This is a genomic window from Pelagibius sp. CAU 1746 (genome assembly GCF_039839785.1).
Classification (GTDB): domain Bacteria; phylum Pseudomonadota; class Alphaproteobacteria; order Kiloniellales; family Kiloniellaceae; genus Pelagibius.
Map to the genome: position 1 here is coordinate 97145 of NZ_JBDOQT010000003.1, position 18260 is coordinate 115404.

Genomic DNA, 18260 nt, shown 5'->3' on the forward strand with positions numbered 1-18260 from the left:
ACAGAAGGAATTAACGATCATTTACAAAGATGCCGTGCGATTCTTACCGTAAAAATGCGCCCAGCGGGTAGTTTCATTCATCGAATACTGCGGCACATAGTGTTTATACTTCTTGTGCGAGAAAATCAGGTCCGTGAGGCTGTCGAGGATCAGGATGTCGCCCAGGGCGTAAACCGCCAGGACCGCGTGGCCCAGGCGGCGGATCCGGTCCATGAGGATCACCACCCTCAGGTCTTCATTCGCCATGCCGAGGTCGCGCAGCGCGAAGAACTTGGCGATCGAATAGTCCTCGCAGTCGCCCGAGCGCTTCATGAACTCCGTGGGCGTGGCCCAGAATTCGCTGACGCCGTAGAGCTCGCGGTCGATTTTGTAGGGCCAGCGATTGAAGTAGCGATTGACCACCTTCAGCATTTCCAGCTGCGGCTTGCCCTTGGCCTCGGTGGCGACTTCCCGCCATGACCGGAGGCCCGCCGTGGTGCAAGCGGCGGGGTTGTTCAAACAGGCGTGGAACAGCTTGCGCTCGGACTTCATCTTCGCCAGGACGCGCGCCCACTGAGGTAGGGCCTTCAGGTTGGCCGCCGAAACTTCGGTGGAGCCGAACAGCGCCGTGCCGGCGGCTGGGGCCGTTTTCATCAGGTCCTGCAGGCTCTGGGCGGCCGCGTCATTGCGCCGGGCATCGACGAGCAGGCCACAGGCGGTGGCCCCCGCGAAAGCGGCGGAACAACGGAGGAAGGCGCGGCGGTCCAACAAGACGGCTCCAGGAAACAAGACCGAAAGCCCGGCTTTTGAAACTCATGCCGGGCTTCCTAGAGGATCGCCGTTTTGCCTTAATGGAGTTTTGCCAAAAGTGGTTTACGCAGCGGCTTTGGCTGTCGTCGAAAGTGCCAGAAAATCAAGGGCTTCCGCCGCTTCAAGCGGTTAACGGCCGGAAACGGAAAGGGCCCGCCGGCAATGTCGCCGGCGGGCCCTCGGACTTCAACTCAAGCCGGCCGGAGTCGCGACGGGATCAGCGCTCCCGCAAGGCCGAATCCTTCGCCTTGAGGATAGGCTTCAGAAGGTAGTCGAGCACCGATTTCTCGCCGGTCAGAATCTCGGCCGTGACGGTCATGCCGGGAATGATCGGCAGTGTCTCGCCGCGGTGGTACAGCGAGTTTTCCTCGGTGCGCAGGTAGACGTGATAGAAGCTCTCGCCCTGTTCGTCCTTGATGGTGTCGGCCGAGATGCGCTCCAGCTTCGCGGTCAGGCCGCCGTAGATGGAGAAGTCATAGGCCGACACCTTGATGACCGCCTTCTGGTTGGGGCGCAGGTAGGCGATGTCGGCCGGCCGGACACGAGCCTCGACGATCAGGCTGTCGTCCAAGGGGACGATTTCCATGATGTCCTGGCCCGGCTGGATGACGCCGCCGACGGTGTTGATCTTCATGTCCTTGACGGTGCCGCGCACCGGGGAGGCGACCGCGGTGCGGGTCACCCGGTCCTGGCCGGCGAAGAGCGATTGCGAAATCGATTTCAGTTCGGCGCGGGTCTTGTTCAACTCGTCTGAAGACTCCGTCTGCACCGTCAGCTGCATTTCCTCAATGCGCTGGGCGGCCTCGTTCTGGGCTGCCTTCAGGCGCGGGATCGAGGCCTGGATGGTGCGGATCTCGCCCTCCAGGTCGGCGACTTGGCGCTCGATGCGGATCAGCTCGATGCGCGGCATGACACCCTTCTGCACCAGCGGCGAGGTGATCGCCAGCTCGTCGCGGGCCAGGCTCAGGCTCTGTTCCAGCTGGCGGCGCCGGCTGGCCATTTCGGCCACTTCCTGCTTGCGCTGCTGGGCCTGCGACTTGAGGACGGAGATCTGGGCGTCGAGCTGGCGCTTGCGCGCGTTGAAGAGGCGCTGCTGGTCGGCCGCTACGGTCGGCGCCTCATTCTCGACGGCGGACGGAAAGGTGATCTCATCCTTGCCGTCGATCTCCGCCACCAGGCGGGCTTCCGTCGCCAGCAAGGTGAGGTACTGCGAACGGGCGTCCTCCAGGTTGGCCTGGGCCAAGGTGTTCTCGATGCGCACCAGGACGTCGCCGGCTTCGACGATGTCGCCCTCATGGACCAGGATCTCGGCCAAGATGCCGCCTTCCAGGTTCTGGATCACCTGGGTGCGGGAGGAGGGGATGATGGTGCCCTCGCCGCGGGTCACCTCGTCCAGGATGGCATAGTGCGCCCAGACGCCCATGACGCCGAAGAAGCTGACCGAGAGGACGGTCAGGATGTAGGCGAAGCGTCGGCCGCGATGCCGGGTCGCGGCATGCACATCCGGCATGAAGTCCAGATCGTCGCGATCGAAAACGCCGTGTGCACTCATGTCTATCTGATCCTCGTCAAACCTGGGTTCGCCATGCCGGCCGCACCGGGGATGGGCTGCTATCCGTTGCTGGCGCGAATTTGGCCTTGGCGGAGCGCCTTCAGCACGTCGTCCTTGGGGCCGTCGGCCACGATCTTGCCGTTGTCGATGATGAGCAAGCGGTCGACCATGGACAGCAGCGAACTACGGTGCGTCACCAGGAACAGCGTCTTACCCTTCAAGGTGCCTTCGAGACGCCGCTTGAAGGCTGCTTCCGACGAATTATCCATGTGGCTGGTCGGCTCGTCCAGCAGGATAATCGGCGGGTCGAGCAGCAGGGAGCGGGCGATCGCCACCGACTGTCGCTGACCGCCGGACAGGCCCATGCCGCGTTCGCCGACCTGCAGGTCGAAGCCATGCGGGTGGGTACGCAGGAAGTCGCTGACGCCGGCCACCTCGGCGGCGCGCAGGATGCTTTCGTCGTCCACGTGGGGCGCGCCGAAGCAGATGTTGTCGCGCACCGAACCGAAGAAGAGATAGTTGTCCTGGGACACATAGCCGACGTTGCGGCGCAGGTCGGCGGGATCGACCTGGCGGATATCGGTGCCGTCGACCAGGACCGCCCCCTCCATCGGCTCGTAGAGGCCGACCATCATGCGGGCCACGGTGCTCTTGCCGGAGCCGATGCGCCCCAGCATTCCGACCCGCTCGCCGGGATTGATCTTGAAGGACAGGCCGTCCAGCGCCTTGGTCTCCTGTCCCGGATAGCTGAATGTGACCTGCTTGAATTCAATCTGGCCGCTGAGCCGCGGGCGGTGCAGGAACTGCTTGTTCTGGGCCCGCTCGACCGGGGCCTTCATCAGGTTGTCGAGCGACTTGAGGGCGACGCGCGACTGCTGCAGGCGGGTCAGCATGGCCGCCACCGCGCCCAGCGGCGCCAGGGCGCGGCCGGTGAGGATCGTGGCCGCGATCAGCGCGCCCATCGTGATATTGCCTTCGGCGATCTGATAGACGCCGTAGACGATGACGATCACCGTCGACATCTGGATGGCGATCTGGGCGAAGGTGGTGGCCAGGCCGGCGATGAAACGCGCGCGCCCCGAAGAGGCGGCGGACATGCCGACGAAGCGCTCCCAAGACTTCTGGACCCTACCTTCGGCGGCGGTCGCCTTGATGGTTTCCAGGCCGTCGATGGTCTCGATCAGCAAGGCGTGCTTCTGGCTGGCCTCGCGCTGGCTTTTCTCGACCAGCGAGCGCAGCGGATACTGCAGGAAGAGGCCGGCGAGGATGACCAGCGGCACCATGGCCAGGGGCACGAAGGCGACCGGTCCGGCGACGATATAGATGACGCCGATGAAAAGGAAGATGAAGGGCAGGTCGACCAGCGCCACGAGGGTGCCGGAGGTGAAGAACTCGCGCAGCGATTCGAATTCGCGCAGATTGTTCGCCATGGCGCCGGTAGAGGCCGGCTTGGAGTCCAGCCGCGTCGACATCAACTGCTCCAGCAGGCGGCTGGCGATGATGACGTCGGCGTTCTTGCCGGCGACGTCGACGAAGTACGTGCGCAGGTTGCGCATCACGAATTCGAAGCCGAAGACCGTGATAACGCCGACCGCCAGCACCCAGAGGGTCTCGATCGCCTGGTTCGGCACCACGCGGTCGTAGACGTTCATGATGAACAGCGGGCTGGCGATGGCGAAGCAGTTGATCAGGATCGAGGCCAGCAGAACGTGGCTGTAGATCGGCCAGAATTGCCACAGTGTGCCCCAGAACCAGGCGCGCGGCTCGGCCAGCTTGGTTTCCGGCGCGCGCTCGTCGAAGCGCGCCTCGGTGCGGGCGAAGATGGCGTAGCCGGTATGCTGCTCCTGCAAGCTTTGCACGTCGACGGTCTTGGAGGTGCCGCCCGCCTCGGGCAGCAGCACGTCGGCCTGGCCCCGGCTGATGTTCTGCAGCACGCAGCAGCTGCCGCCCTTGAGCAGCAGAATGCAGGGCAGGGTGACCGGCAGAACGCGGTTCAGATGGGGGCGGCGCACGACGCGGGCCGACAGCCCGGCGCGCTCGGCCGCGCGCACGGCCAGTTCCGGCGTGAAGGGTTCGTTGGCATGGGGCAGGCCCGCTTTCAGCGCCTCGGTGGAAATGGGCCGCTGCATCAGGCCGGCCAGCATCGACAGGCAGCGCACCAGCGGGTCTTCGAAGTCGACGGTGCCGGGGGCCACGTCCCAGCCCTTTTCGGGCTCTGCCGCCGCGATCAGGTCCTTGGCCTTAAGAACGGCGCTGGGGCGCTTCGCATCGGGGATCGTGTCCCCGGTCTCTTCGTCCCCGTTCTCGGCTTCCGCCAGATTGGCGGACATGGATGCCTCTTCGGCGGCGGCGCCCGGGCTCTTCAGGTCCGGGTCGGTCCAGGTATCCGCCTTGCCGTCCTTGGCTTTGCTCTTGCCTTTTGCGGACTTGTCTTTGAAGGCGGTGCTATCGTCGCGGGCAGCCATACTATCCTATGCCTTTACAAACGTGTCTGTTGTGCCGGTCGTCCGGGAGGACCACCGGGCGGCGGCGTGCCTTGGAAGGCGCCCCCGCATGACGGGAGCGGCCTTGCCGTTTCGACCAAAGAGTTCCCGTGTCCAAAACTTCATGAGAATTGTTACGAATTCGCAAAAAGAACGAGGCGTCAAATACTCTGATCAGCCCCGGAAAAACTAGCGATGCATCATTCGAAAAGCGTTAATAACACACTTTGACCTTGGGGCCAGGGCTTTCCAGAACGATGCGGAAGCTCTTTTCGCGGTGCAGTTTCCCCTCCGTCACCTTATTGATTTCCAAGGGGCTTGCGCGGCGCCGGGGCCAGCATCTCCGGGGGCCTTTCCGGCCCCGCCGGAGCTGGGGTCCGGGCTTCGATCCCCACTCGGCAATGTCCGCCGGACAAGCTCCCGTCGGACGCCTTGGTTCAGGCCAAGCTAGGGGGCGTAAGCGCCTATGGCTGTGTGATTTATCACATCTTTCCGGGGAGGGCATGAGGCGAAATGAACATGGCCGCGCCGGTGCGGTGGAGTTCAAGGCGGGAGGGGATTCCTTCCCTATCGCCGGACCTATCGCCGGACTGGCGGCCGGATTTGTCTGTATCGAATTAACCAAGTGGAACCCGTCGGAGCTACCTGGCCGTCTAGGCCCGCCGCTCAAGGCCGGTTGACAGAATCGGCAGAGGAGCCTAGGCAGGCGGTGTGCGCGACGGTTTCGCGATCTGGTTCGGTTTCCGGCGGGCTTTGGTCCGCAAAGAAGTAGCCAAAGTAGTTGAGATGGGTCGATTTCAACCCATGGGCATTCTAAACACGGGTAGTTGTGACTAATTTATCACGGTGTGACATGTCAGTTTGCGCTACCCCAAATTAACTCTGTTTTGCCTTTGGGGGCCGCGTTGACAGCCAAACTAGAAACGGGTTACAAGTCACGCATATTTCTAGATTTGTTTGCCTTATCGTCCGGTCATCAGGGACGCTACAGGTCCGACACGGGGGAGAGGTATTGGATGCAAGGTTTTATGTCGGGGGAAGCTAGCATGCGCTGGTCTCGCAGGACGAGTTTGAACAACTTTAAGGCGGCTCTTCTTGGGGGCGCCTTGGTATTTCCACTGGCGGTGTCGGCAAATGCGATGACGCTGCAAGAGGCGGTCCAACAGGCGATCGCCACCAACCCGGACATCGGTATCGTGGCCAGCAACCGTGAAGCGGTTGACCAGGAACTGCGTCAGGCCCGCGGCCTTTACTTGCCGCAGATCGACGTGGCGGCCGGTATCGGTATCGAAAATTTCAACGACTCTACGTCTCGCGCCAACAACAACGGCGGCACGGAGACCACCAATCGCCGTGAGTCCTCGATCACGCTGCAGCAGCGTTTGTTCGACGGTTTCGAGGCGGGGGCGACGGTCGAGCGTGAAATGGCGCGCGTTGAGTCGGCTGCCAGCCGTGTTCTCGAGAATTCCGAAGTTCTGGCGCTGGATGCCATCGGCGCCTACCTGGAAGTACTGCGTCAGCGCGACCTGGTTCGTCTGGCGGAAGACAACGTGGCCTATCATCAGCAGGTGCTGGATGCGCAGCGCGCACGCCTGCAGGGCGGCGGCGGCAGTCAGGCCGACGTCGACCAGACGGAGGCCCGCTTCTCGCGTGCCAAGAACACCCTGGTCACCACCTTGCAGGACCTGCGGGTTTCCGAGGCCGTCTACACCCGCATCGTCGGTTCCTTCCCGGGCAACGACCTGAGCTATCCGGAGTTCCCGGCCGGCTCGCTGCCGTCTGATCTGGATGGCGCCGTGCAGTTGGCCGTGCGCAACAATCCGACCACCAAGATCTTCGAAGCCGACGTCCGTACGGCGGAGGCCGAGATTGAACTGGCGGAGGTGCCGCTTTATCCGGCGATCACCCTGGAAGCCCAGTCCGAGTACAACGACGGGACCTCGGCGCTCGACACCTATGAGTTCAATAATCAGCTCATGGTGCGGGTGCGGTGGAACATCTTCCGCGGCGGCATCGATCGCGCGGCGCGTCAGGAAGCGCTGTTCCGCCTGACGGAGAGCAAGAACCGGCGTTATCGCTCCGTGCTGGAGTCCCAGCAGGAAATGCGCCGGTCCTGGTTCGAGCTCGAGGCGGCTCGCGACAGTATTGAAGCGCTGGAAGATGCCCGAGACTTCAACCGGTCAACCCTGGGCGCTTATGAGCAGCAGTTCGAAGTCGCACAGCGGACCCTGCTGGACGTCCTCGACGCGGAGAACGAACTCTTCACCTCCGAGGGTCAGCTGATCACGGCTCAGACCAATGAGCAGCTTGCCTCCTACCGCATTCTCGGGGTCGGCGGCGTGCTGCTGGAGACCCTGGGCGTCAGCGCGCCGGAGCAGGCAGTCGTCGAGCACAAGTCGTGGATCGACGGTCTGGCCGACTGAGACCTGAGGGGCCGCTAGGGCGGTTCCCGAGCGTTAAAAGCGGCGCTTCCCGGAGACGGGGGGCGCCGTTTTCCTTTCTGGCCGCATCACTTTCGGCGTGAGCGGGACAGGGAGGCGGCAAGCGCCTGCGGCGGAGAGAAGACGCCTTGTCGTGGCGATTTCCGTGGTTTTAGGAAAAAAAGCGGATAATTTGAGAGCCTCCGTCCCAGAACAGTTGTTCTTTTCCGGGCGACGTTCTATCTTGATTCCAAGAGTGTTACCTTTGTGGCCATTTAGATTGGCCGAGTTTCGACATGAACGACGATAAGACGGTTATCGATTTGCCCCAGGCTCCGGTCAGCGCGGACGCGCCGAGCGAGGAGAGCCTGAATCTGCATGTCGATATGGAAAAACTGCCGCTGATCATCGTCGAGCCTGGCGCGCCGTCGCCGGCCGACGACCTGAGCGCCGATTCCGTCGTTCTGGAGCTTGGCGATCTCCTGCCGGATTCCTCCGGCGAGGTGGTGCTGTTCATGGGCGAGGACGTCTCGGTGAATATCCTCACCCACGAGACCATCACCGGCTTCGGCATCGCCGACCCGCACGTCACCGCGTCGGGGGTGGACGTGACGGGGCTGCATTTCTACAGCTTCGAAGGCGGCCTGACCGTCTACAGCGCAAGCGACATCCTGATCATCAACGATCCCAACGCGGCCTGAACGCCCTCTCTGTCGTGCGGCCGCGGGTCCCTGGACCCTTGCGGTCCGGACTTGCGCTGGTCAGCCGGGAAGCGGCGGCGGCGGCAAGTTGCTGCCGCTGGGGCCGGCGCGCCGGGCCTGGGGAGACAGCCACATCACCGCATAGAACTCCTGGTAGGCCTGGGATCGTAGGGCCAGAATGGTGGCCTGGGCGGCATTGACGCGTCCGGGGGCAACGTAGAGCAGCTTGGCGTCGGCCTTGCTCTCACGGCCTTCCACCAGATCCTGCCAGACATCGCTCAGGGAGCGCCGGGTCCGGACCTGGACCAGGGTCGTCAGCTCGGCCCCGACCACGGCGACGTCAGCCGGGCCCAGCCATTCGCCGAAGGAATTGTTGTAGGCGATGACCGTGCGGTAGCGCGACAGGATCAGGCCCGGGTTGGGGCAGTTGGTGACCACGTCCAGCAGGCCGTGGTGGGTCGGCCCCAGGATCTCGCGCGCCAGGGCCTGCTCGCCTTCCAGCATGCAAAAGACGCGCAGGTAGGAGGAAAAGTTCGGCCCTTCGTAGTTCTCCGCCAGTTCGGCCACGAAGTGGCCCAGCCGCATGCGCTTGCGGTCGGCCAGGACTTCCAGCGTTTGCCAATAGATCGGCTCCAGCCGCACCGAGTAGCGCTTGTTGCGGTACTGGACAATCCGCGGCTTAGGTGCCTGATTGAGTAGAGCGGGGGGCGCTGCGACTTGCATGGCGGCAGTTCTCTCGGCGCGCGGGGGCGAAGAGGCTACTCATACATAATTATTGGCTTTCTCGCAAGGACCCTGCGGCGACCGGCTGTAGCACGCGCTGCTCAGGGCAGCATGATGTCCTCGTGATCGGCGATGATGCTGCCGAGGTCGGAGAGCTTGCTGCGCAGGTTATAGCGCCGGGCCAGCTTCTCCTGGGCGGCTGCCGGCAGGTCCGTCAGCATGAACACCCGTTTGTCGATCAGGACGGTGATGACGTCCTCGATAACGCGGATGAACTCGAGATCCGAGGCTTCGAGCTCCGCCTGGATTTCCTCTTCCCCGAGGCCGTTGTGGAGATAGGACACCAGTTCGGGATCGTCGAGCGCGACCTGCTCGTAGGCCGCTTCGGTCTCGCGTTCCTGGACATCGATGATGTGTCCTTGATCGTCTCTGGCCACATAGGGCATAGCTTCGCTCCTTTCTAGGGATTGGCCCTAGAGGGCTCAAGCTAGGTGCCAGTGGTTAAATTTGGGTAAGCAATTGGGACTCTACGCCTTTTGAGGCGCAACGGCGCCGTTCCGGCGGCATGGTGGATTTTGCTTGCTGCCATCGTCTGCCTGTCCAAACTAGCTATGTCCTCTCCGCTGCCGATTCGCCGATTTTATGCCGCTGATTTCCAGCAAAGCCAGTCCCCGCGATCCGGAATTCGCCGAAAACCGGCGGGTTAACCAGGCGCTGGTCGACGATCTGCGTTCCAAGGTCGCCAAGGTGAAGGAGGGGGGCGGGCCGGCGGCCCGCGACCGCCATGTGGGGCGGGGCAAGCTGCTGCCGCGCGAGAGAATCCGCAGTCTGCTCGACAGCGGCTCCCCCTTTCTGGAGCTTTCCCAACTGGCGGCCGACGGGCTCTACGGCGGCGAGGTGCCGGCGGCCGGCCTGATCACCGGCATTGGGCGGGTCTCCGGAAGGGAATGCGTCATCGTCGTCAACGATGCGACGGTAAAGGGCGGAACATACTATCCCATCACTGTGAAGAAGCACCTGCGCGCCCAGGAAATCGCCGAGCAGAACCACCTGCCTTGCATCTATCTGGTGGATTCCGGCGGCGCTAACTTGCCGAACCAGGACGAAGTCTTTCCGGACCGCGACCACTTCGGGCGCATCTTCTTCAACCAGGCCAACCTCTCGGCCAAGGGCATCCCGCAGATCGCGGTGGTGATGGGGTCTTGCACCGCCGGCGGCGCCTATGTGCCGGCCATGGCCGACGAGAGCATCATCGTCAAGGAGCAGGGCACCATCTTCCTGGGCGGTCCGCCGCTGGTGAAGGCGGCGACGGGCGAGGTGGTCAGCGCCGAGGATCTGGGCGGGGCAGAGGTTCACACCCGCATCTCCGGCGTCGCCGACCATTACGCCGAGAACGACACCCACGCCCTGGCCATCGCGCGGCGCATCGTCGCCAACCTGAACCATCGCAAGCCTGCGGGCCTGGACGCCGCTGTACCCTGTGAGCCGCACTACGATCCGGCCGAGCTTTACGGTCTCGTCCCGCGCGACCTGCGCAAGCCCTACGACGTGCGCGAGGTGATCGCACGCCTTGTCGACGGCAGCGAGATGGACGAATTCAAGGCGCTCTACGGGCAGACCCTGGTCTGCGGTTTCGCGCGGATCTGGGGCTATCCGGTCGGCATCCTCGCCAACAACGGCATTCTCTTCTCCGAGTCCGCGTTGAAAGGTGCGCACTTCATCGAACTTTGCGCCCAGCGCGGCATTCCCCTGGTCTTCCTGCAGAACATCACCGGCTTCATGGTGGGCCGCAAGTACGAGGCCGGCGGCATCGCCAAGGACGGCGCCAAGCTGGTCACGGCGGTGGCCTGCGCCCGCGTGCCGAAGTTTACGGTGATCCTGGGCGGCAGTTTCGGCGCCGGCAACTACGGCATGTGCGGGCGCGCCTACAGTCCACGCTTCCTGTGGATGTGGCCCAATGCGCGCATTTCTGTGATGGGGGGAGAGCAGGCGGCGAACGTGCTGGCGACGATCCGGCGCGACAGCCTGGCAGCAAAGGGGGAGGACTGGCCCGAAGCGGAGGAGGAGCGGTTCAAGGCGCCGATCCGCGAGCAGTACGAGGCGCAGGGGCACCCCTACTATGCGACGGCGCGGCTGTGGGACGATGGTATCATCGATCCTCTGGACACGCGCATGACCCTCGGCCTGGGACTCTCCGCGGCCCTGAACGCACCGCTGGAGCCGACCCGTTTTGGAATTTTCCGGATGTAGCGTATGACCTATCCGCTGTTCGTGCAGGAGATCGACAAGCGCGGCGTCGCCCGCATCACCTTGACCCGCGCCGAGGTGCACAACGCCTTCAACGAGGTGTTGATCGCCGAGCTGACCGCGGCTCTGGACGGTGTGGGCCAAGACCCGCGGGTGCGGGTGGTGGTCTTGGCCGCCCAGGGGCGTAGTTTCTCCGCCGGAGCGGACCTCAACTGGATGAAGGCCATGGCCGGCTACTCGCGGGCCGAGAACATGGAAGATGCGCGCCGCCTCGCCCGTCTGATGCGCACCCTCAACGCATTGCCGAAGCCGACGGTCGCCTTGGTGCAGGGCGCGGCTTACGGCGGCGGGATCGGGCTGGTCGCCTGCTGCGATATCGCCGTTGCGGTGGAGGAAGCGAAATTCTGTCTTTCAGAGGTCAAGCTCGGGCTCATCCCTGCCGTCATCAGCCCCTATGTCGCGGCGAAGATCGGCGAGAGTGCCGCGCGCCGCTATTTTCTCGGTGCGGAAACCTTTTCCGCCTGGCAGGCCGAGCGCCTGGGCTTGGTCCACGAGGTCGTCGACCGGAACGGTCTTGAGGCGAAGGGACGGCAGATCGTCGATGCCTTGTTGGGTGGCGGCCCGGCGGCCCAGCGGGCCGCGAAGGACCTGGTCTTTGCGGTCGCCGGAAAGGCGGTGGACGAAACCCTGATCGAGGAAACCGCCAAACGCATCGCCGACCTGCGTGCTTCGGACGAAGGCCGCGAAGGTATCGCCGCCTTTCTGGAGAAGCGCAGGCCCCACTGGCAGGGAGACTAACGCACCATGGCGAGGCCCGACCGCTACTGGCTGCGCGGCCTCATGCTGACGTTGGGGGTCTATGTCCTGGTGTCGGTTGCAGTTACCGACACCTACGGGCTTTTCTTCTTCGTCATGCTGGCGGCCTTGGCTTTTAGCGTAACCTTGTTCTACTGGCTCTTTCCAGGCAGCCATTTTACCACGATTGCCCTGGCGAATTTCCTTTCCATCTACGCCTGCCTCTTCACCTTCTTTGTGGAGACCAACTTCGACACGGCAAGCGACTGGGCGATACGGATATCCTTCGTGTTGCCGGTCGCATCCTACATCGCCGCCGTGTCCCTGCGGCGCCAGGAGATCAATCGTCTCGTGCGGCACGAAGCCGACAGCCGCGTGCGCTACGAGCCGCGGCTTTTTCTCTGGCTGCTGCCGGTCTTCGCCGTCGGCCTGGCGACCTTTATACTGCCGCACCGGGACTATCAGCCGGCCACGATCAGCGCCTTCCTGCTGTTGAGCATGGGGCTCATCGCCGTGCTGGTTGCCGTGGTCAGCCGCGACGTCACGGCCTTCCTGCTGGAAACCGGGCTGCTGTTCGAGGAATTCTTCGATCAGGCGGTGGCCCTGCTGGCGCCGACGCTCGCGTTCTTCACCTACTATACTTTCGTAGTCGTCGTCTTCGGGTGTTTCTACAGGATCATCGACTCGGTGATTCCCGGCCCACATTTCATGGTCGTCGGGGTGGTGCGCGAAATCACCTTTCTCGAGAGCATGTATTTCTCGATCATCACTCTCAGTACCGTCGGCTATGGCGATCTGGTGCCGGCCAGCCAATTGGTGCGGGCGGTGGCGTCGCTGCAGATCGTGATCGGCGTGTGGCTGATCATCTTCGGCTTCTCGGAAGTTCTGCGCTACGCGCGCGAACGCGACTGGCGCGATCAGCGCCGGCATGGCCGGCACTAGGGAGGCGCGGCATGCACGGACCTGCTCACCTGGAAGAGGTGCTCGTCTTTCTTATCGCGGCGGTCTGTATCGTGCCGTTATTCCGCTGGTTCAAGTCCAGCTCGGTATTGGGTTACTTGGCTGCCGGCGTGTTGGTCGGCCCGCATGCGCTCGGCCTGATTCAGGATGCCGACAGCGTCCTGCTGCTCGCCGACTTAGGCGTCATCTTCCTGCTGTTCACAATCGGTTTGGAGCTCTCCATAGAGCGGCTGAAGCTGATGCGGCGCTACGTTTTCGGTCTGGGCGCTCTGCAGGTCGTGGTGACGGCGACGCTGATTGGGGCTGTGGCCGTGGCCCTGGGGCAACCGGTGGAGGTTGCACTTGTTATCGGCAGCGGCCTGGCTCTGTCGTCGACGGCTTTCGTCATCCAAATGCTGGTGGAGCGCGGCGAGATGATCACGCGCTATGGCCGTGTTTCTTTCTCGGTGCTGCTGTTCCAGGACCTCGCCATCGTGCCGCTTCTGGCGCTGCTGCCGCTGCTCGGCGCGCCGGATTCGTCGCTCCTGGAGGCGGTCGCCATCGCGGCGGTCAAGGCGGTGGCGGTCGTGGCCGCGGCGGTGCTCATCGGCCGGCGCGTCCTGCGTCCGCTCTATCGCATCATCGCCGCGGCGCGGCTGCAGGAGCTTTTCGTCGCTGTCACCCTGCTGGTGGTGCTGGGCGCCGGCTGGCTGATGTCCCAGGCCGGCATCTCCATGGCGCTGGGGGCCTTCCTCGCGGGGCTGCTGCTCGCGGAGACGGAGTATCGGCACCAGGTCGAGGCCGATATTCGGCCCTTCAAGGGGCTCTTGCTCGGCTTGTTCTTCATGGCCATCGGCATGGTGATCGATCTGCCTCTGGTGGCGCGCGAAGCGCCGGTCCTGGTGGCCGGTCTGCTGGCGCTCCTGCTTGCCAAGAGCCTGCTTATCGCCGGCCTTTGCCTGCTGTTCCGCCTGCCCGGCGACGTGGCGCTGCGCGTCGGCCCGTTGTTGTCGCAGGGCGGTGAGTTCGGTTTCGTGCTGATCGGCGGTGCCATGTTGATCGGCATGATGGAAGCGGAAGTGGGGCAGCTTCTCTTGGCGCTGATCGCACTTTCCATGGCCGCGACACCGGCAATGGATTGGTTCGGCGGCCGGCTGTCGCGCCTTGCGGCGCCGAAGCCGACCCATCGCGTCGAAGCCCTGCAGGAAGAGGCGGGGGAGATTGAAGAGCATGTTATCATTGCCGGCTTCGGGCGGGTCGGCCAAACGGTGGCCCGGGTGCTGGCGGCCTGTGGCGTCCCCTATGTCGCCCTCGATCTCGACCATGCCCGGGTTGCCCGGGGGCGCGCCGACGGATTGCCGCTCTACTATGGCGATGCGAGCCGCGTCGACGTTCTCGAAGCCGCGGGGATCGAGCGGGCCAAGGCCGCCGTGATCACCATCGACCGCGCCCGGGAGGCCAGCAAGGCGGTGGCGGCGCTGCATCAGCGCATGCCAGGCCTGCCGATTTTCGTGCGCTCGCACGATATGAGTCATGCCCACGAATTGGAGCGTGGCGGGGCCGCGGCGGTGGTGCCGGAAACCGTAGAGGCCAGCCTGCAGATCGGTGGAATTCTCTTGTCGGCGGTCGGGGTCAGTACAGACGATATTACCCGCGTCATGAACGAATTCCGCGACGACAACTATGCCCGGCTGGAAGCCGTGAACGAGACCTCGACGGCTGGTGAAGCGAAGAAGTAGGAGGGCGTCTTTGTTCGATACGGTTCTGATCGCCAACCGCGGGGAAATCGCCCGCCGTGTGATCCGCACGGCAAGGCGCCTCGGACTGCGCTGCGTGGCGGTCTATTCCGAGGCCGATAGCGCCGCCGCTCACGTTGCCGAGGCCGACGCCGCTTTCTGTATCGGCCCGGCGCCGGCCGCCGAAAGCTACCTGCGCGCGGAGGCGATCCTCGAGGCCGCACGGGCCGCCGGCGCCGCCGCGGTTCATCCCGGCTACGGCTTTCTTTCGGAGAACGCGGCCTTTGCCGAGGCCTGCGCGGGGGCTGGCATCGTCTTTGTCGGGCCGCCTGCCGCGGCGATTCGGGCTATGGGCTCCAAGAGCGAGGCCAAAGCCTTGATGGAAGCGGCGGGCGTGCCGCTGGTGCCCGGATATCACGGCAGCGCCCAGGAGCCCGAAGTGCTGGCCGCCGAGGCCCGCAAGGTCGGCTACCCCTTGATGATCAAAGCTTCCGCCGGCGGCGGCGGCAAGGGCATGCGCGTGGTGCGGCAGGCCGGCGAATTCGCCGAGGCCCTGCAGGCTGCACGGCGCGAGGCCATGGCGTCCTTCGGCGATGAACATGTGCTGCTGGAACGCTACCTGCCGTCACCGCGCCATATCGAATTGCAGGTCTTTCGTGACGACCATGGCAATGCGGTGCATCTCTTCGAGCGCGACTGCTCCTCGCAACGCCGGCACCAGAAGGTGGTCGAGGAAGCGCCGGCGCCGGGTCTGAGCGAGGGCCTGCGCGCAGCTATGGGAGAGGCGGCCCTGAGAGCGGCGGTGGCCATCGATTACCGCGGCGCCGGTACCGTCGAGTTCCTGGTCGACGGTGACGACTTTTACTTCATGGAAATGAACACCCGCCTCCAAGTCGAACACCCGGTGACCGAGATGATCACCGGCTACGACCTGGTGGAGTGGCAGCTGCGCGTTGCCGCGGGCGAACCGCTGCCGGCGACGCAGGCCGATATTTCAGCGAACGGACATGCCATAGAGGCCCGGCTCTACGCGGAAGACCCGGCCAGCGGCTTTCTGCCGTCGACCGGCGAGTTGCTGCATCTGGCCTTCCCTGAAGGGGAGGAGGGCATCCGCGTCGACAGCGGCGTGCGCGCCGGCGACAAGGTGACGGTGCACTACGATCCCATGATCGCCAAGGTCATTGCCTGGGGCGAGGAGCGCGCGGTGGCCCTGCGGCGCCTGCGGCGTGCCCTGGCGCGGACGGAGATCGCCGGAGTGGTCACCAACGCCGGCTTTCTGCAGGCCATCCTCGGCCATACCCGCTTCGCCGCCGGCGTGGTCGATACCGCTTTTATCGATCAGCAGCGCGAGGCTCTGCTGCCGGACGGCGCCGCCTTGCCGGAGAGCGCGCTGGCGGCCGCGGCTTTGGCCGAGATGACCTGGCGGCGCCGCGTCGCCCAGGCGGCTGCCGCCGACTCCGGCGATCCTCATTCGCCCTGGCAGTTGACCAACGGCTGGCGCCTCAATTCCGAAACTCACCGCGACTTCACGTTTCACTACGGGGAGCAGAGTCTGGCGGTGCGTGTGATCTTCGGCTGGGAGGGGTTGCGCCTGGGTCTGCCCGGCGGCGAGGTCTCGGCGGCGGTCGCCGAGACGGAGGACGGGGCCCTCGCTCTGCGCCTCGGCGACGGCAGCTTTGTCGCCCGGGTGCTGCGCCGCGGCCTGCGGCGCTGGGTCCTTCTGGAGGGGCAGAGCTTCGTGCTGACGCTGCAGGACGACATACAGGGGCTGGGCGGGGAGGCCGGGGCCAGCGGCCGTGTGGTGGCCCCCATGCCCGGGAAGGTGACGGCGGTGCTGGTCCAGGCCGGCGACACCGTCAGCGAGGGCGCGCCGCTGCTGCGTCTGGAAGCCATGAAGATGGAGCACACCCTGACCGCGCCCCACGATGGCCCGGTCGAGGCACTGAACTGTGCGGCCGGAGATCTGGTCGAGGAAGGCGTCGAACTGGCGGTGGTGGGGAAGGCCTGAGGCGCCCGCGCGGCGGCGCCGCTCTTGAGGCGGAGCGGTCCAGGTCCTAGCCTAGGGCCCAGGCGAGCGAAGCGAATGAGAGAAGGGGCTGCCGGTCACAATGGCACTGCCGAAGTCTGTCGAACTGGTAGAGGTGGGGCCGCGCGACGGCCTGCAGAACGAGCCGCGCAGCCTGCCGGCGGCGGTGAAGGTGGAACTCATCGAGCGGCTCACCGGGGCCGGCTGCAAGGTGGTCGAGGCTGGTGCCTTCGTGTCGCCCAGGTGGGTGCCGCAGATGGCCGACACCGCTGAGGTGCTGGCCGCCTTGAAGCGCCGTCCCGGCGTGCGCTATCCGGTGCTGGTGCCCAACCTGAAGGGACTGGAGCGGGCGCTGGCGGCGGGCGTGGAAGAGATCGCGGTCTTCGGTGCGGCTTCCGAAACCTTCACCCAGCGCAATATCAACTGCTCCATCGCCGAGAGCCTGGAACGCTTCCGGCCGGTCTGCGCTGAGGCCAGGGCCGCGGGGCTGCGCGTCCGCGGCTATGTCTCCTGCGTGCTCGGCTGTCCCTACGAGGGCGAGGTGCCCCTGGCACAGGTGGTGGAGGTGGCTGCGGCGCTGGATGCGATGGGCTGTGCCGAAGTCTCGCTGGGCGACACCATCGGCATCGGCACGCCGTTGAAGGCCCGCGCCATGGTCGAGGCGGTGGCCGCGGCGGTGCCCCTGGAACGGCTGGCCGTGCATTTCCACGACACCTACGGTCAGGCTCTGGCCAACATCCTGGCCTGCCTGGAGCTGGGTGTGGCGACGGTCGACACCGCCGTCGCCGGGCTGGGCGGCTGCCCCTACGCCAAGGGCGCCTCGGGCAACGTGGCCAGCGAGGATGTGGTCTACCTGCTGAACGGGCTGGGCATCGAGACGGGCATCGATCTGGAGCGCCTGGCCGCGGCCGGGGCTTTCATCTGCCGGGCGCTGGACCGGCCGCCGTCTTCCAAGGTGGCCCTTGCGCTGGCCGGGCGGGCAGCCTAGGCCTTATCGCCGATCGGCAAGAGCGGAAGAAGAGAGATCTCATGGCGCTGCATCTGCGCAAACTCTGTGTGGGAGTGGAGAGTGTCGAGCAGTTGGAGCAGTCTCAGGCGCGCCGCCGGAGGCGGGGCGAGAAGCTGCGCCACGACACCCGCATGATGCCCAAGCGCCGGGACGAGATCCTGGACGGCGGTTCCCTCTATTGGGTCATCAAAGGGCTCATCCAGGTGCGCCAAGGGATCGTCGACATTACCCCCGAGGTCGACGCGGAGGGGCGCGGCTTTGCCCGCTTGCACCTCGCTCCGGAACTGGTTCGGGTGGTGCCCAGGGGGCATCGGCCCTTCCAGGGTTGGCGCTATCTGGAGGCCGCCGACGCCCCCGCCGACCTGGACGAGAGCGGCGCCGGAGGGGAGGGGCTGCCCGCGGAAATGCAGGCTGAATTGCGGTCTCTGGGGATACTTTGAAAGTAAAGCCGAAAAAGACCGAAAAATTTGTGCACTGCGTGACTTTCGGTGTTTACAGCCCTGCGGAGACCCCCTATATACCCCCTCGCCGACGCAGAAACCGGGGGCTCCAAACCTCGGCCAGGCGGCGGTTTCCAAAGAACCGGTTTTCCACAGCCTAAGGCGTTGAAAGCCCGGTTCCTAATCAGTATAGTGCTTGCCCTGATTTCTGCTTCTTCTTAAGTGGTGAGGCGGGCAAATTGCTCGGCAAATCGCCTTGCGCGGTTTTGATACGAGCCTGCTGTTTGACATTGTAGATTTGGAAGGGATACGCGGGCGGCGGATTGTGTCGTTTGGCATGATCCGGGGGTTTCCGGTTAGGCACTGGGGCCTTTTGGTTGACCGCGTATTTAGACGGATC

Annotated in this window: 15 protein-coding genes; 9 read left to right on the forward strand and 6 right to left on the reverse strand. The window is 64.7% G+C overall.

The window, feature by feature from the left end; translation table 11 throughout:
- Nucleotides 1–21: 21 nt before the first annotated feature.
- From AAFN88_RS21780 to AAFN88_RS21790, 3 genes are all read right to left on the reverse strand, one after another.
- On the reverse strand, nt 22–750 hold the full coding sequence (locus AAFN88_RS21780; RefSeq protein ID WP_347522893.1) for a transglutaminase-like cysteine peptidase: 729 nt from the start codon (nt 748–750) through the stop codon (nt 22–24).
- Between the two features lie 256 nt (nt 751–1006).
- Nucleotides 1007–2341 carry an HlyD family type I secretion periplasmic adaptor subunit gene (locus tag AAFN88_RS21785; protein WP_347522895.1) on the reverse strand — a complete coding sequence of 445 codons (1335 nt, stop codon included), beginning with the start codon at nt 2339–2341 and terminating at the stop codon, nt 1007–1009.
- A gap of 59 nt (nt 2342–2400) precedes the next feature.
- On the reverse strand, nt 2401–4806 hold the full coding sequence (locus AAFN88_RS21790; protein WP_347522897.1) for a type I secretion system permease/ATPase: 2406 nt from the start codon (nt 4804–4806) through the stop codon (nt 2401–2403).
- Nucleotides 4807–5963: 1157 nt separating this feature from the next.
- Between AAFN88_RS21790 and AAFN88_RS21795 the strand changes: the two genes are divergently transcribed.
- Complete coding sequence (locus AAFN88_RS21795; RefSeq protein ID WP_347522898.1) at nt 5964–7247, forward strand: TolC family outer membrane protein; 1284 nt, start codon at nt 5964–5966, stop codon at nt 7245–7247.
- Nucleotides 7248–7540: 293 nt separating this feature from the next.
- The gene (locus AAFN88_RS21800; protein ID WP_347522899.1) at nt 7541–7945 is read left to right on the forward strand and encodes a hypothetical protein; all 405 of its coding nucleotides are present in this window, start codon (nt 7541–7543) and stop codon (nt 7943–7945) included.
- 60 nt (nt 7946–8005) lie between these two features.
- On the opposite strand, the gene AAFN88_RS21805 is transcribed toward AAFN88_RS21800, so the two are convergent.
- Nucleotides 8006–8668 carry a ribbon-helix-helix domain-containing protein gene (locus AAFN88_RS21805; RefSeq protein WP_347522900.1) on the reverse strand — a complete coding sequence of 221 codons (663 nt, stop codon included), beginning with the start codon at nt 8666–8668 and terminating at the stop codon, nt 8006–8008.
- 101 nt (nt 8669–8769) lie between these two features.
- Entirely contained in the window at nt 8770–9114 is a 345-nt protein-coding gene (locus AAFN88_RS21810; protein ID WP_347522901.1) for a hypothetical protein, read from the reverse strand.
- A 196-nt stretch (nt 9115–9310) separates the two neighbouring features.
- Between AAFN88_RS21810 and AAFN88_RS21815 the strand changes: the two genes are divergently transcribed.
- The 7 genes from AAFN88_RS21815 to AAFN88_RS21845 all read left to right on the forward strand — a co-directional run bounded on the left by AAFN88_RS21815 (nt 9311) and on the right by AAFN88_RS21845 (nt 17860).
- Complete coding sequence (locus AAFN88_RS21815; protein WP_347522903.1) at nt 9311–10918, forward strand: carboxyl transferase domain-containing protein; 1608 nt, start codon at nt 9311–9313, stop codon at nt 10916–10918.
- Between the two features lie 3 nt (nt 10919–10921).
- Nucleotides 10922–11713 (forward strand): enoyl-CoA hydratase/isomerase family protein, encoded by a 792-nt coding sequence (locus AAFN88_RS21820; RefSeq protein ID WP_347522904.1) that lies wholly within the window; start codon nt 10922–10924, stop codon nt 11711–11713.
- Nucleotides 11714–11719: 6 nt separating this feature from the next.
- The gene (locus AAFN88_RS21825) at nt 11720–12652 is read left to right on the forward strand and encodes an ion channel (RefSeq protein ID WP_347522905.1); all 933 of its coding nucleotides are present in this window, start codon (nt 11720–11722) and stop codon (nt 12650–12652) included.
- An 11-nt stretch (nt 12653–12663) separates the two neighbouring features.
- Nucleotides 12664–14388: a monovalent cation:proton antiporter-2 (CPA2) family protein gene (locus AAFN88_RS21830; RefSeq protein ID WP_347522906.1), complete on the forward strand. Its 1725-nt coding sequence runs from the start codon at nt 12664–12666 to the stop codon at nt 14386–14388.
- Between the two features lie 10 nt (nt 14389–14398).
- The gene (locus AAFN88_RS21835) at nt 14399–16393 is read left to right on the forward strand and encodes an acetyl-CoA carboxylase biotin carboxylase subunit (RefSeq protein WP_347522908.1); all 1995 of its coding nucleotides are present in this window, start codon (nt 14399–14401) and stop codon (nt 16391–16393) included.
- 100 nt (nt 16394–16493) lie between these two features.
- On the forward strand, nt 16494–17399 hold the full coding sequence (locus tag AAFN88_RS21840) for a hydroxymethylglutaryl-CoA lyase (RefSeq protein ID WP_347522909.1): 906 nt from the start codon (nt 16494–16496) through the stop codon (nt 17397–17399).
- Between the two features lie 41 nt (nt 17400–17440).
- Nucleotides 17441–17860: a DUF1489 domain-containing protein gene (locus tag AAFN88_RS21845; RefSeq protein WP_347522911.1), complete on the forward strand. Its 420-nt coding sequence runs from the start codon at nt 17441–17443 to the stop codon at nt 17858–17860.
- Between the two features lie 184 nt (nt 17861–18044).
- Here AAFN88_RS21845 and AAFN88_RS21850 read toward each other — a convergent pair.
- Nucleotides 18045–18260: hypothetical protein (locus AAFN88_RS21850; RefSeq protein WP_347522912.1), on the reverse strand; the 216-nt coding region annotated here is incomplete at its 5' end.

Bases quoted from the DNA above. Each gene is read 5' to 3' on its own strand.
- AAFN88_RS21785 (WP_347522895.1), bottom strand. From the start codon at position 2,341: ATGAGTGCACACGGCGTTTTCGATCGCGACGATCTGGACTTCATGCCG.
- AAFN88_RS21790 (WP_347522897.1), bottom strand. From the start codon at position 4,806: ATGGCTGCCCGCGACGATAGCACCGCCTTCAAAGACAAGTCCGCAAAA.
- AAFN88_RS21795 (WP_347522898.1), top strand. From the start codon at position 5,964: ATGACGCTGCAAGAGGCGGTCCAACAGGCGATCGCCACCAACCCGGAC.
- AAFN88_RS21800 (WP_347522899.1), top strand. From the start codon at position 7,541: ATGAACGACGATAAGACGGTTATCGATTTGCCCCAGGCTCCGGTCAGC.
- AAFN88_RS21805 (WP_347522900.1), bottom strand. From the start codon at position 8,668: ATGCAAGTCGCAGCGCCCCCCGCTCTACTCAATCAGGCACCTAAGCCG.
- AAFN88_RS21810 (WP_347522901.1), bottom strand. From the start codon at position 9,114: ATGCCCTATGTGGCCAGAGACGATCAAGGACACATCATCGATGTCCAG.
- AAFN88_RS21815 (WP_347522903.1), top strand. From the start codon at position 9,311: ATGCCGCTGATTTCCAGCAAAGCCAGTCCCCGCGATCCGGAATTCGCC.
- AAFN88_RS21820 (WP_347522904.1), top strand. From the start codon at position 10,922: ATGACCTATCCGCTGTTCGTGCAGGAGATCGACAAGCGCGGCGTCGCC.
- AAFN88_RS21825 (WP_347522905.1), top strand. From the start codon at position 11,720: ATGGCGAGGCCCGACCGCTACTGGCTGCGCGGCCTCATGCTGACGTTG.
- AAFN88_RS21830 (WP_347522906.1), top strand. From the start codon at position 12,664: ATGCACGGACCTGCTCACCTGGAAGAGGTGCTCGTCTTTCTTATCGCG.
- AAFN88_RS21840 (WP_347522909.1), top strand. From the start codon at position 16,494: ATGGCACTGCCGAAGTCTGTCGAACTGGTAGAGGTGGGGCCGCGCGAC.
- AAFN88_RS21845 (WP_347522911.1), top strand. From the start codon at position 17,441: ATGGCGCTGCATCTGCGCAAACTCTGTGTGGGAGTGGAGAGTGTCGAG.